Source organism: Virgibacillus chiguensis (assembly GCF_900129865.1).
GTDB classification, from domain to species: Bacteria; Bacillota; Bacilli; order Bacillales; family Amphibacillaceae; genus Virgibacillus; species Virgibacillus chiguensis.
In genome coordinates this window covers 15,445-30,159 of record NZ_FQXD01000002.1, presented here as the reverse complement: position 1 = coordinate 30,159, position 14,715 = coordinate 15,445, and the positions used below count along the sequence as shown (strand labels likewise).

12 protein-coding genes are annotated in these 14,715 nt (G+C 36.1%); all 12 read left to right on the top strand.

Annotated elements, in window-relative coordinates:
• The first annotated feature begins 358 nt into the window (after window positions 1-358).
• Window positions 359-1,150 carry a YmfK family protein gene (locus BUB45_RS02630; RefSeq protein WP_073004946.1) on the top strand — a complete coding sequence of 264 codons (792 nt, stop codon included), beginning with the start codon at window positions 359-361 and terminating at the stop codon, window positions 1,148-1,150.
• A 5-nt stretch (window positions 1,151-1,155) separates the two neighbouring features.
• Window positions 1,156-2,079, top strand: coding sequence for a helix-turn-helix domain-containing protein (locus tag BUB45_RS02625; protein WP_244527644.1), 924 nt, complete (start codon window positions 1,156-1,158; stop codon window positions 2,077-2,079).
• A 148-nt stretch (window positions 2,080-2,227) separates the two neighbouring features.
• Entirely contained in the window at window positions 2,228-2,806 is a 579-nt protein-coding gene (gene pgsA, locus BUB45_RS02620) for a CDP-diacylglycerol--glycerol-3-phosphate 3-phosphatidyltransferase (protein WP_073004943.1), read from the top strand.
• A complete protein-coding gene (locus BUB45_RS02615) occupies window positions 2,803-4,050 on the top strand; it encodes a competence/damage-inducible protein A (RefSeq protein WP_073004941.1) in 1,248 nt (415 codons plus the stop codon). Before pgsA ends, BUB45_RS02615 begins: the two co-directional genes overlap by 4 nt.
• A 175-nt stretch (window positions 4,051-4,225) precedes the next feature.
• Window positions 4,226-5,266, top strand: a complete 1,041-nt coding sequence (gene recA, locus BUB45_RS02610) for a recombinase RecA (RefSeq protein WP_073004940.1) — start codon at window positions 4,226-4,228, stop codon at window positions 5,264-5,266.
• Window positions 5,267-5,686: 420 nt separating this feature from the next.
• Window positions 5,687-7,249, top strand: a complete 1,563-nt coding sequence (gene rny / locus BUB45_RS02605; protein ID WP_073004938.1) for a ribonuclease Y — start codon at window positions 5,687-5,689, stop codon at window positions 7,247-7,249.
• A 90-nt stretch (window positions 7,250-7,339) separates the two neighbouring features.
• Window positions 7,340-8,134: a TIGR00282 family metallophosphoesterase gene (locus tag BUB45_RS02600; RefSeq protein ID WP_073004936.1), complete on the top strand. Its 795-nt coding sequence runs from the start codon at window positions 7,340-7,342 to the stop codon at window positions 8,132-8,134.
• A 227-nt stretch (window positions 8,135-8,361) separates the two neighbouring features.
• Window positions 8,362-8,622, top strand: a complete 261-nt coding sequence (locus tag BUB45_RS02595) for a stage V sporulation protein S (protein ID WP_073004934.1) — start codon at window positions 8,362-8,364, stop codon at window positions 8,620-8,622.
• 353 nt (window positions 8,623-8,975) lie between these two features.
• On the top strand, window positions 8,976-10,553 hold the full coding sequence (gene miaB, locus BUB45_RS02590; RefSeq protein ID WP_073004932.1) for a tRNA (N6-isopentenyl adenosine(37)-C2)-methylthiotransferase MiaB: 1,578 nt from the start codon (window positions 8,976-8,978) through the stop codon (window positions 10,551-10,553).
• Window positions 10,554-10,555: 2 nt separating this feature from the next.
• Complete coding sequence (locus BUB45_RS02585) at window positions 10,556-10,984, top strand: YlbF/YmcA family competence regulator (RefSeq protein WP_073004930.1); 429 nt, start codon at window positions 10,556-10,558, stop codon at window positions 10,982-10,984.
• Window positions 10,985-11,231: 247 nt separating this feature from the next.
• Window positions 11,232-11,795 (top strand): outer spore coat protein CotE, encoded by a 564-nt coding sequence (locus tag BUB45_RS02580; RefSeq protein WP_073004920.1) that lies wholly within the window; start codon window positions 11,232-11,234, stop codon window positions 11,793-11,795.
• 245 nt (window positions 11,796-12,040) lie between these two features.
• On the top strand, window positions 12,041-14,632 hold the full coding sequence (gene mutS, locus BUB45_RS02575) for a DNA mismatch repair protein MutS (protein WP_073004918.1): 2,592 nt from the start codon (window positions 12,041-12,043) through the stop codon (window positions 14,630-14,632).
• Window positions 14,633-14,715 lie beyond the last annotated feature (83 nt).

Sequence of the window (14,715 nt, the reverse complement as noted above, 5' to 3'; positions counted from 1 at the left end):
ACTCTATTGCCTTACGATAAGTCATCATCGGTTCGTTCTAAATAGGAAGGCCGACTAAAGACGGGCTTGCCGGAGGGTGCCGACATACTCCTGTTGCAGGAGCATGATTCCTAAAACTTTCGTTGATTCGTTCCAGTCGCTACGTTGCTAACCGGGCGCTTGCGCTTTTGTTCATTAAGACTTAAGGGTTGGTAATATTCAGTAGATAATCAAATATATTTATTGTACATAGCTTAGTTTTATTTTCTAATAACTATTTTAATTTTATAGAATAAGAGCCTCTGCCATTAATACTTCTAGAGTAATCAAGTATTTCTATAAACAGTTGAAAACCTTATTATTTATAAAGGAGCATTTTATGACGAGAACAGAATGGTATCTTGAATACGAAATTCAAATTAACCGACCAGGCTTGCTTGGTGATATATCGTCTTTACTTGGGATGCTAAGAATTAATATTATTATGATTAATGGGGTCGAGGACGCAAAGCGTGGTATGCTACTCTTATCTAAATATGACGAAAATATAACACGACTCAAGTCAATTTTACAAACGATGGAAACCATTAAAGTAACCAAGTTAAGACAGCCAAAACTTAGAGATAAAATGGCTGTACGCCATGGTAGATACATATATCGGGATGTAGACGATCATAAAACAATTCGTTTTATTCGCGATGACTTAGGCTTGCTTGTTGATTTTATGGCAGAGTTGTATAAAAAAGATGGTCATAAATTAATAGGGATCCGTGGTATGCCAAGAGTAGGGAAAACAGAATCGGTAGTAGCTGCAAGTGTGTGTGCAAACAAACGTTGGTTATTTGTTTCCAGTACCTTATTAAGGCAAACAGTGCGGAGCAAGCTTATTGAAGGTGAGTATAATCCCGATAATGTTTATATTATTGATGGCATTGTATCCACTCGGCGTGCAAACGAGCAGCATTGGCAGTTGATTAGAGAAGTAATGCAGCTACCTGCTGTCAAAGTAGTAGAACATCCAGATGCGTTTGTACAAATGACAGAATATAAAATAGAGGATTTTGATTACATTATTGAACTAAGAAGTCATGAAGAAGAAGAAATTACGTATGAGCCTGTTGAATCAAGACAGTTCAGTCAAGAAAATGAATTTTCAATGTTTGATTTCTAAAATGGATGGTGTTGGAAATGCAAATCGGAGCAAGACTAAAAGAAGCAAGGGAAGCTCAGAATCTTTCTTTAGAAGAGCTACAAGAAATTACAAAAATTCAAAAGCGATATTTACTAGCAATTGAAGAAGGGAACTTGCAAATTCTTCCAGGTAAATTTTATGCTAGAGCTTTTATGAAAGAATATGCAAATGCTGTTGGATTGGACCCAAATGAACTGATGGAAGAATATAAAGAAGAAGTGCCGAAAACAGAGGAGCCTACAGAAGAACAATACTCACGTATACAACGTTCACGTAAAAGTCAGGAAAAAAGTACATCTATTTTTTCCTTATTTCCTACAATAATTGTTGGCTTACTTATTATTGGTATTATTGCGGTCGCTATTTTCTTTATTGTCCAGAACATGTCTGGAACAGAAAGTAAAGATCCTGTGAATCAGGATGATGGAAAAGGCAATGATATTGTAATTAAAGACGATAGTGGTGGCGATGAAGCTAATCAAAATACTGTAGATGAAGATCAAGATAATGAAGATCAAGATGGTAATGATGAAAATTCAGAAGAAACAAATGAAAAAGCAAAAGAGCCTGAATTTACTGTAATAGAAGAAGGAACAGGTAATACACCAGAATCAACAGTTGCATTCTCTTATACAGGTGATAAAGTAAAAGCTACATTAGAAGCTTCAGACGATACTTGGCTTGGTGTGAAGGATGATGAAGAAGATGTCCTTTTTGAGGAAAATATGTTTAATTCCGAGCAGTCGCCACTTGAATTAGACCTTACTGGTAAAAAACGCGTATTCTTTAAAATTGGCAATGCATCTGTGCTAACCATTACAATAAATGGTAAAGAAATGGAATATCCTGTTGATCCAAGTAACGTAAGACAAAATATTTGGGTGGAACTAAAACAAGAAGCTGAATAAATATCATCGACCCTTCCTTTCAACTTTTTGGGAAGGGTCAATCATTTTATACTAAACTATAATTTTTTAGGGTTGACAATAAGAAAAATAACGGCTTTTTTCGTCATAAAGATTTGGAGGAGCCAAGTTTTTCGAAGGAGGAATTGTAATGAACTTACCAAATAAGCTAACATTATCACGTATTTTTTTAATTCCTATTTTCATCATTCTTATGAGTGTTCCATTTTCATGGGGAAGCTGGCAAATAGGAGAAACAGCATTGCCAATATCTCATTTCATTTCTGCTTTATTGTTTATAATTGCAGCTGGAACGGATTGGGTGGATGGTTATTACGCAAGAAAATATAACCTTGTTACAAATTTAGGGAAGTTTCTTGATCCACTTGCAGACAAACTGCTTGTATCCGCCGCTTTTATTATATTAGTAGAAATGGGAGTTGCCCCAGCATGGGTCGTTATTCTTATTATTAGTCGTGAATTTGCAGTTACAGGGCTTCGCCTTGTTGCTTCTGGAGAAGGTATAGTACTAGCAGCTGGTAATATGGGGAAAATAAAAACAGCAACGCAAATGGTCGCTATCACTGTTTTGTTATTACATAATTTTCCGTTTTCATATATAAGCTTTCCTTTTGGGGAAATCATGCTATATATAAGTTTATTCTTTACAATATTATCTGGCATAGACTACTTTATTAAAAATTGGCATGTGATGAGGGATTCGAAATGAGTAAGGAATTACAAGCTGAAATAATTGCTGTTGGTACTGAACTTTTACTTGGACAAATTGCAAATACAAACGCTCAATGGCTCTCTGAGCAGTTAGCTAACCAAGGTGTTAACACGTACCACCATACAGTTGTTGGGGACAATTTACAACGTGTACGTGAAACATTTGAAATGGCTCAAAAACGTTCAAATATTGTTATTGTTACTGGTGGTCTGGGACCAACAGAAGATGATTTAACAAGGGAAGCATTTCAGCAATTGAGTACTATTCCTCTAGTGGAGCATGAACCATCCATGTGTAAAATACGAGCATATTTTGAAAAGCAGCAGGCAGTGATGACTCCAAATAATCCAAAACAAGCGAGAGTATTTGAAGGAGCAACAGTTTGGATGAACCCTGTAGGAATGGCTCCTGGAATGAAGTTAACATATGATGGTTGCACATGGGTTTTTCTCCCGGGTGTTCCAAAAGAAATGAAAGCTTTAGTAAGAGAATACATGATTCCATCCATACAAAAACTTCTGGGTAAAAAAGAGATCATTAAATCTGTTTTACTGAAATTTACTGGTATTGGTGAATCAAAGCTGGAACATGAACTACAGGATATTATTCACGAACAAACAAATCCTACAATTGCTCCTCTTGCGCAAGAAGAAGGTATTGTTATTCGATTAACAGCCAAAAGTGATTCGCTTCAAAAGGCAGATCAGCTGTTACAAGAAACGAAAGTGAAAATTTTTTCACGTGTAGGGCAATACGCGTATGGTGAAGATCATGAAACATTAGAAGGAAAAGTTGTGGATTTATTATTAGCGAAGCAATATACGGTTGCAGCTGCAGAAAGTTTGACTGGCGGAGCGTTTGCAGAAAAAATCACGACTGTCCCTGGTTCATCAAATGTTTTTCAAGGTAGCATGGTTACTTATACAAATACAGCAAAACAAAATACGTTACATGTGCCAAAAGAGATTTTAGAAACAAATGGAGCAGTTAGCGAAGAATGTGCTGAAGCAATGGCAAAGCAAGCAGCTGCTAAATTCTCATCTACTATAGGAATAGCTTTTACTGGTGTGGCTGGCCCCACTGAGATGGAAGGAAAGCTAGTTGGTACAGTCTATATTTCTATTTATAACGACAATGGTACATTTGTTACTAGGAAGTTTTTATTCCCAGGAGACAGGAATGCTATTCGAAGAAAAACAGTTCTTAAAGGGTTTGAACTACTATATCAAACACTAAAATAGTATTTTGCTGTAGAGTGGTGTGGCTTGTTTTGTTTTTATAATTTCATAAAAGCCTATAATTTAATTTTGTAGTTGTTTTTCAATTTAATGATGAGAACATTTATTCGTCTTTTTGCTTGGCAATTAAACGAAAAGCATGTATGATATTAGTAGATGATTAAAGGAGGGCGACGTTTTGAGTGATAAGAAACAAGCTTTAGATGCAGCGTTAAAACAAATAGAGAAGCAGTTTGGAAAAGGTTCCATTATGAAATTAGGGGAGCAAGCTGAACAAAGAATCGCAACGATACCTAGCGGTTCCTTAGCTTTAGATGTAGCACTTGGAATTGGTGGGTACCCAAGAGGGAGAGTTGTTGAAATATATGGGCCAGAATCTTCTGGTAAAACGACCGTAGCTTTACACGCTATAGCAGAAGCGCAGCAACAGGGAGGACAAGCAGCATTTATAGATGCAGAGCATGCACTTGATCCAACATATGCTCGTGCTTTAGGCGTGAATATTGAAGAGTTATTACTCTCACAACCAGATACAGGAGAACAAGCTTTAGAAATTGCAGAAGCCCTAGTTCGTAGTGGCGCTGTTGACATTATTGTTATTGATTCCGTTGCTGCACTCGTTCCGAAAGCTGAAATTGAAGGTGAAATGGGAGATTCGCATGTTGGGCTTCAAGCTCGTTTAATGTCACAGGCATTAAGAAAACTATCTGGTGCTATTAACAAATCGAAGACTACGGCTATTTTTATTAATCAAATTCGTGAAAAAGTGGGGGTTATGTTTGGTAATCCGGAAACGACTCCTGGAGGTCGTGCGCTAAAATTTTACTCATCTGTACGCCTTGAAGTTCGCCGTGCTGAGTCGTTGAAGCAAGGAAATGATATGGTAGGAAACAAGGCAAGAATTAAAGTTGTAAAAAACAAAGTGGCACCGCCATTTAAACAAGCAGAAGTAGATATAATGTATGGAGAAGGTATTTCTAAAGAGGGCGAAATACTAGACATTGGTTCTAGCTTAGATATTGTTCAAAAAAGTGGTGCTTGGTACTCTTATAATGAAGAAAGACTTGGCCAAGGACGTGAAAATGCCAAGCAGTTTTTGAAAGAAAACACAGATATGCAGGCTGAAATTCACGCATTAATTAGGCAGCATTATAATTTGGATGATCAACCAGACGAAGAAGAAACAAAAGAGTTTAATCAAGAAAGTTTAGATGTGTAATCTACTAACCACCTTTTGCTAAATGCAAGAGGTGGTTTTGATTTTTATTTTCCTATAACAGGAGGGTAGCATAAACCGCAAAGAGAACATTTTAATGCTATGACAAAAGTTCTATTTAATTAATTCTTAACCTCTTGAACTATTTAACCAAAAGCTACTAAAACATCTATTACGTAGCGATATGTACACTTCTCAAGACAATAGTAATCGCAATAGCTAGTTGTATGTTTCATAGCATTATTTACCAACATATTGTATGAAGTTGTGACGTTTCCTTGACATTCTCTCCATACACAATTAAAATTAAATTTGTATAAATTTATCATCTATATGATATATTATATGGTTATTTAACGCATTGAAACTTTTACATGCCGACAATAATTGATGTACAACTTTATAGCAAGAGGAGGTGAAATCATGGACAGTCTAATGCTCATCTCCATTTTGCTTGTAATCCTAATCGTCGGTATTGTTGTTGGTTATCTGATTCGTAAGTCTATTGCTGAAGCAAAAATTTCGAGTGCCGAAACGCTTGCTAAACAAATCGTTGATGAAGCACACCGGAATGCAGAAGCTTCAAAGAAAGAAGCCCTTCTTGAAGCGAAGGATGAAAATCATAAACTTCGGCAGCAAACAGAAGATGAACTTCGAGAGAGAAGAAACGAAGTACAAAAACAAGAAAATCGTCTGATGCATAAAGAAGAAAATTTGGACAAGAAAAGTGAATCGTTAGATCAGCGAGAACTTAATTTAGAAAAAAGAGAACAGTCGTTAGCAGACAAACAACAACAAATTGAAGAAATGGAAAGCAAAGTGGAAGCTATGATACAAGAGCAGCAAACTGAGCTTGAACGCATTTCAGGGTATACAACAGACCAGGCTAGACAAATTATTTTAGAGCGTGTAGAACAAGAAGTTGCTCATGAATCTGCTCTAATTATTAAAGAGGCAGAAAATCGTGCGAAAGAAGAAGCAGATAAAAAAGCTAAAAGCATCCTATCGTTAGCTCTGCAGCGTTGTGCTGCTGACCACGTTGCTGAAACCACAGTATCGGTTGTAAACCTTCCTAATGACGAGATGAAAGGGCGTATCATTGGGCGAGAAGGAAGAAATATAAGAACCTTAGAAACGTTAACAGGAATTGACTTGATTATTGATGATACTCCAGAAGCAGTTATACTATCAGGATTCGATCCTATACGAAGAGAAACAGCTCGTTTGGCCTTAGAAAAACTCGTTCAGGACGGACGTATCCACCCCGCTCGCATTGAAGAGATGGTCGATAAAGCAAGGCGTGATGTGGATAATCATATTCGAGAAATTGGTGAAGAGACAACGTTTGAGGTGGGAGTGCACGGCTTACATCCAGACTTAATTAAAATTCTTGGACGTTTGAAATATCGGACAAGCTATGGACAAAATGTGTTAAAACATTCCACGGAAGTAGCTTATCTAGCTGGTTTGCTTGCTGCTGAACTTGATGAAGATGAAATGTTGGCAAGAAGAGCTGGACTGCTTCATGATATAGGGAAAGCCATTGATCATGAGGTAGAAGGAAGTCACGTGGAAATTGGTAAAGAACTTGCTGTGAAGTACAAAGAGCATGAAGTTGTTATCAATTCTATTGCTTCACACCATGGCGATGAAGAACCTACTTCCATTATTTCAGTGCTTGTAGCTGCTGCTGACGCATTATCTGCGGCGAGGCCTGGAGCAAGAAGTGAAACGTTGGAAAATTATATTAAACGTTTAGAAAAACTGGAGGAAATTTCCGAGTCGTTTGTAGGTGTAGAAAAATCATTTGCCATTCAAGCTGGAAGAGAGATTCGAATTATGGTAAAACCAGATGAAATTGACGACGTAGAATCCGTTCGAATTGCAAGAGATATTCGTAAGAAAATTGAAGGCGAACTGGACTACCCTGGACATATTAAGGTTACAGTAATTCGAGAAACTCGAGCAGTGGAATATGCTAAATAAAAAGTGGTCTTCGGACTGCTTTTTATTTTTGACATTCATTAATGAATATGAAAAACTAGTGATACGAAAATAGATAGGATGAGACAAGCAATGAAAATATTATTTATTGGCGATGTTGTTGGTTCTCCTGGCAGAGACATGGTCCAATATTATTTGCCAAAATTAAAAGAAAAGTATCGACCTAGCCTTACGATAGTAAATGGTGAAAATGCTGCTTCAGGTAAAGGGATTACAGAAAAGATTTATAAGCAGCTACTAGGATGGGGCGCGCAAGTAGTTACAATGGGAAATCATACATGGGATAAAAAGGAAATCTATGATTTCATTGATAACGCAAACAAAATGATTCGTCCAGCAAATTTTCCAACTAACAATCCGGGTAAAGGCATCGTATATGTAAATATTAATGGAATTGAAGTTGCTGTGATTAGTTTGCAAGGAAGAACTTTTTTGCCACCAATTCATGACCCTTTTTCCGTAGCAGATGGATTAATAAAAGAAGCAAAGCAACGTACAAACATTATATTTGTTGATTTTCATGGAGAGGCAACAAGTGAGAAACAAGCATTTGGATGGTATGTGGATGGACGAGTGAGCGCTGTTATTGGCACACATACGCATACACAAACAGCGGATGAGCGTATTTTACCAAATGGTACAGCGTATCTGTCAGATGTTGGCATGACAGGACCTTACGATGGTATTTTGGGAATGGAAAGAGAAGCTGTTATTCAACGCTTTTTAACATCTATGCCAGTTCGTTTTGAAGTACCAAAACAGGGTAGGGCGCAATTAAATGGTTGTGTTGTAACCATTGATACGAAAACAGGAAAAGCCCATAAAATCGAGCGTATTCTAATTAATGAAGATCATCCATTTATGTAAGGTTAGTATGTCGCATTTTCCATAAATAAAATGCATAGGGTCATAACAATATTGGTTTGTTTCTATTCAAGCTAGAATTATGAGGATAAACTGTAATTGAAAAAATGTTAAAGATAGTTTATTTGAATGTTAAGAATTATTAATGCATAATAAGGGTAATAAGCTAACATCTCCAAGAATATAGTATAAGTAGAACTAGAATAGTTTAAATGAAGGAGGTACTAGTGGTGGAAGTATTAAAAGTGTCAGCAAAATCAAATCCAAATTCAGTAGCAGGTGCACTTGCGAATGTGTTAAGAGAACGTGGCTCAGCGGAGATTCAGGCTATTGGAGCTGGTGCATTAAACCAGGCTGTTAAAGCGGTAGCGATTGCTAGAGGATTTGTTGCACCAAGTGGGGTTGATCTTATTTGTATTCCAGCTTTTACAGATATTTTAATTGATGAAGAAGAGCGTACAGCAATTAAATTAATTGTAGAGCCCAGATAATTTTTAATATGAGATATTTTAATTAAGTGTTGCGTACTTACGCAACACTATTTTTATTACAAAAATTTGTAGTCATTGGTCTATATAAATTTATGTTCCGTAGATTGAAGTGAGAGAGAATTCAGAAAAAATGGGGTATACAAATCTCTTATAAGTTATTGGCAAGCAGCTAAAATTCTTTTGTCTAAATCTTCCTAACCAATAGATAACTGGAATCTCAAAAGGCCAACTGTTGTTTATTTCGAATATAGCATTTATAATAAATGAATGTAAACAAATAAGTCATCTGATAAAGTGAGTATTCATGACCATAAAAGGTTATTGTGGTTTACACAAAATGAAAGGAGATCATTATGAACGAGCAACAGCGTAAGCAACAAGCACAAATTAAGGAAACAAATCCAACGGACGTAAAATCCAGTATGGATAATATGGAGCGTATTAAAAACACTTCTAGTGAAGATTTAATTTCCAAGTATTTCAAAACAACTTATGAACCACCAAATCTAAATAAAGCACGTAAACGTGGAAGAGATAAAGTGAATGTCCATTACGATTTTTCTATTCCCGAAGACATGGAAAATATCGGGGAAGGGAAGAAGTTTTTAATTCGTACATATGGTTGCCAAATGAATGAGCATGATACGGAAGTAATGGCTGGAATTCTTACCGAAATGGGTTATATATCTACTTCTGAAACAAATGCTGCTGATATTATTTTGTTGAATACTTGTGCAATTAGAGAAAATGCTGAGAATAAAGTATTTGGTGAAATTGGACATTTAAAAGCGTTAAAACGAGAAAAGCCAGATTTAATCCTTGGTGTTTGCGGTTGCATGTCCCAAGAAGAGTCTGTGGTAAATCGGATATTGAAGAAACACCAGCATGTGGATTTGATTTTTGGTACTCATAATATACATCGGTTACCACATCTTGTGAAAGAAGCAATGTTTGGTAAAGAAAAAATTGTTGAAGTGTGGTCTAAAGAAGGCGACGTCATTGAGAACCTTCCAAAAGCACGAAAAGGAAAAATAAAAGCATGGGTTAACATTATGTACGGTTGTGATAAGTTCTGTACGTATTGTATTGTACCAATGACGCGTGGAAAAGAACGAAGTCGCCTTCCAGAAGATATCATCCAAGAAGTTCGACATTTAGCTGCTCAAGGTTATAAAGAGGTAACCTTATTAGGGCAAAACGTAAATGCTTACGGAAAAGATTTAGACGGCATGACATACGGTTTAGGTGATTTAATGGATGAACTTCGCAAAATTGATATCCCAAGAATTCGTTTTACGACATCTCATCCTAGAGATTTTGATGATCGCTTAATTGAAGTATTGGCAAAAGGAGGAAATCTGTTAGATCATATTCATTTGCCAGTCCAGTCAGGCAGTAGTGAAATTTTGAAGAAAATGAATCGGAAATATACGAGAGAATCGTATTTAGAACTCGTTAGGAAAATTCGTGCAGCGATGCCGAATGCAACGTTAACGACAGATATTATTGTTGGATTTCCAAATGAAACGGAAGAGCAGTTTGAAGAAACGATGACTCTAATGGAAGAAGTGGGTTTCGAAGCAGCTTATACCTTTATTTATTCACCACGTGAAGGGACTCCTGCAGCTAGGAAGAAAGATAATGTTCCAGAAGAGGTAAAAAAGCAACGACTATATCGCTTAAATGAGCTTGTCAATAGGCAGTCTGCTGCGTCTATGAAAACGTATCAGGATCAAGTCGTAAAAGTACTTGTAGAGGGTGAAAGCAAAAAAGATCCAGAAGTTCTAGCGGGGTATACGGAAAGAAATAAACTCGTTAACTTTAAAGGACCAAAGTCTGCAATTGGGCAGATTGTAGACGTAAAAATTACAGAAGCTAAAACATGGTCTTTAGACGGTGTTATGATTGAAAATACAATAGGGGTGGAATAACAATGGCAGAGTATACACGTAAACAGGTGCTGGATGAAGCGAAAAAACTTGCGAATATGTTAGCAAACACAGAAGAAATTGAACATTTTAAGCAAGTGGAAGCGAAAATTAATGAAAATAAAAAAGTACAACAATTAATAACAAAGATTAAAGCATTACAAAAGCAAGCTGTTAATTTACAAGCTTATGAAAAACATGAAGCTCTAAAAAAAGTAGAGGAACAACTGGATATTTTTCAATCAGAAATTGATGGAATTCCTGTTGTACAGGAGTTTAAAGAAATACAAGTTGTTGTTAATGATGTTTTACAGTTAATTACTGCTACCATTGCAAGAGAAGTTACCAATCAAGTAATTGAATCTACAGGTGGAGATGTTTTAACTGGAGAAACAGGTTCGAAAATAAGAACAAAATTAGGTTGTAGCCATTAGTAAATAAGTTTTAATCCGTCCGTGGGTTGCTAGTGAAAAATGTAAAGTACTGTTATCTGTTACTTGATTTCTACAGCCACTGCACTTAAAACGTCCAACTAGAGTTTTATCTCTCAGTTAAAGCGACAAGTTGGTGTTAACGCTGTTCGTTTTTTCTTACTTCCTTTTCTATTTTTCTTTTCATTATGCACTTTAGGTATTTGTCTTGCATAAACTGACTATGAAAAAAGAGGAGGTATAGGTAATTATGTCTTTTTTAGATAAAGAATATAGAGAGATCATAACGAAAGCGGTTTGTGGCAAAGGTCGTAAGTTCTCACAAGCAACCCATTCCGTTACACCATCACATAGACCTTCAAGTATTTTAGGTTGTTGGGTTATTAACCATTTGTATAATGCAAAGAAAAAATCACAAGATACTGTAGAGATAAATGGAAGTTATGAAATTAACATTTGGTATTCGTATAATGACAACACAAAAACAGAAGCTATTACCGAGAGGGTTACCTACAGCGATAAAGTACCATTATCGATAAAAGATGAAAACTGCTTAAATGATGACTTTGATGTAATAGCCAAAGTTGTTCAACAGCCGAATTGCTTAAATTGTACAATTGAAAACAAAGGGCATAAAATAGTAGTAGAGATTGAAAGGGAATTTATTGTCCAGATTATCGGCGATACAAAAGTTGCGGTTCGTGTGGATCCAAAGCGTGAATATGTTGATGATGACGAAGATGAAGTTTGGGATGTAGAACTTACAGATGACGAATTGGAAGAAGTAGAACCAGATTTCTTAAATAAAGATTAACCGGATTACGAGGAGAAACCTTCCTCGTAATTTTTTTTCGATATAGAAAAGTGTAAAAATTTGGCTCTATCGTATAAGCAAAATGACGTCGTTTCATCGCCGTAAAGGCTGTCTCGGTCTTAATGATATGCAACCTTTTTTCAGGTTTATACGATTAAAGACTCTTACTTGAATGATCGAAAGTACTGCTAATTGTATGCTATAATGACATAAGAATAATTTACGGTTTTTTTGGAGGAACAAACATGGCAAAACAAACACCAATGATGAAGCAATATTTAAATATAAAAAAATCTTATAAGGATGCGTTCTTGTTTTTTCGCTTAGGTGATTTTTATGAACTGTTTTTTGAGGATGCTATTCAAGCCGCAAGAGAGTTAGAAATAACGCTGACAAAACGGGATTCGAACAGTCCTAATCCTGTTCCAATGTGCGGGGTTCCTTATCATTCCGCGGAGAATTACATCAAGATTTTAATCGAAAAAGGCTATAAAGTTGCAATTTGTGAGCAAGTAGAAGACCCTAAAACAGCTAAAGGTGTAGTAAAACGGGAAGTGATTCAATTAATTACACCTGGGACGGTTATGGAAAAAGCTATGTTAAATGAAAAAGAAAACAATTATATTGCCAGTTTGTCTCATTTTGATAGTAGCTATGTAATAGTATATAGTGATTTGTCGACAGGTGAAAACCAACTGGCTTTAATTGAACATGGGTGGGACGGGGTAATTCATGAATTATATAATCAACCGATTAAAGAAATTGTTGTTTCCTCTAAATTGCCCGAGGAATTACAAAAGCAGTTAAAATCGAGGCTACATGTTACCTTATCTTATCAGGATGAAGTGACCTTTAATGCAGAATACCGTAGTTTATGTGAAAACATTGATGATGAAAGACTATTAACAGCTTTTAGCAGAATACTAAATTATGTTCAACACACACAAAAGCGTTCGCTTGATCATATGCAACAAGCACAAGTTATTGCACTACAACATCACTTATCATTAGATATGTATTCAAAGCGGAATTTAGAACTTACGGAAACGTTAATGAAAAAAGAAAAGTATGGTAGTTTACTATGGGTCCTCGATAAAACCGTTACAGCTATGGGATCGAGAATGTTAAAAAAATGGTTAGAGCGCCCACTTTTAAACGCGCAGGAAATTGAAAAACGGCTTCAAATTGTTGAAGGCTTTTATGCACAGTTTATGGAACGAGATGCAATAAGAGAAACGTTAAAATCGGTATATGATTTAGAAAGGCTTGCGGGACGAATTGCTTTTGGTAATGTCAATGCACGTGATTTACAACAACTAAAGAGTTCGCTACAAAGGATTCCAGTTCTGAAACAACTTTTACAACAATTCTCTCAGCCGGAACTTTATAAATTAGCAGACCAGTTATATATAGAACCCAAAATCATAGATATACTGGAGGCAAGTATCGTAGACGATCCGCCGATTTCGATTAAAGAAGGCGGCATTATTAAAGACGGTTATAACGAGCAATTAGATACATATAGAGATGCATCAAGAAATGGAAAGCAGTGGATTGCTGAACTGGAACAAAAAGAAAAACAAGCAACCGGTATTAAATCATTAAAAATCGGTTATAACCGTGTGTTTGGATATTATATTGAGGTAACGAAAGCTAACTTGCATTTACTTCCTGAAGGGCGTTATGAAAGAAAACAAACATTAACAAATGCAGAGAGATATATTACACCAGAATTAAAGGAAAAAGAGCAGCTTATATTAGAAGCAGAAGAAAAGAGCGTCGAATTGGAATATCAACTTTTTATTGGAATTCGTGAACAAATTAAAGTTTTCATCCCAGAATTGCAACGTTTAGCTGAACAAGTAAGTTATGTAGATGTGCTACAAGGGTTTGCAACTGTGAGTGAATCTAACAATTATGTTCGCCCTACATTTGATAAACAAAAGTTAGAAATTAAACAGAGTAGGCACCCAGTGATTGAGCAAGTGATGGATGATGGCACTTTTGTACCTAATGATATCACTTTAGATGCACAAAATCATATTTTGCTAATAACAGGGCCGAACATGTCAGGGAAAAGCACTTATATGCGTCAATTGGCATTAACTGTTATTATGGGACAAATAGGTTGTTTTGTACCTTGTGAATCGGCTCAACTTTTAATTTTTGACCAAATCTTCACGCGAATTGGTGCGGCAGATGATTTAGTTGCTGGTCAAAGTACATTTATGGTGGAAATGCTCGAAGCAAATCACGCGATCACTAATGCGACTGAGCAAAGCTTGATTTTATTTGATGAAATTGGGAGAGGGACAAGCACATATGATGGGATGGCTTTAGCGCAGGCGATCATTGAATATATTCATAATCATATCCAAGCAAAAACGCTATTCTCAACACATTATCACGAACTAACAGATCTAGCTAATACGTTATCTCACTTAAAAAATGTTCATGTTAGAGCGGAAGAGCATGAAGGAAATGTTGTATTTCTCCATCAAATTAAAGAAGGACCTGCTGACGAAAGTTACGGTATCCATGTAGCTAAGCTTGCAAACTTACCTAATAGTTTAATTACTCGGGCTAGTGAAATTTTAAAAGAACTAGAAGGAAACATGGAGGCTAAATCTGAAGTCAAAGTGAAGGCGGAACAAGCTGCTTCTGTTGAGGGTACAGGACAATTGTCTTTCTTTACTGAAGAAGAGAAGCTAGTTTCTAAACATAAAAGTCAATATGAAAAAGTGGTACAAGAGTTAAAAGACATAGATTTATTCGCTTTAACCCCTCTAGAAGCGATGAATATGTTATATCAACTGCAAAAAAAGGCACGAAAATAAATCATGTGATAGATTGACATTTTTAACCGATCTCAAAAAAACATATACGATGGAACAAACGAAATTTGCAGTAAAAGGAGTTA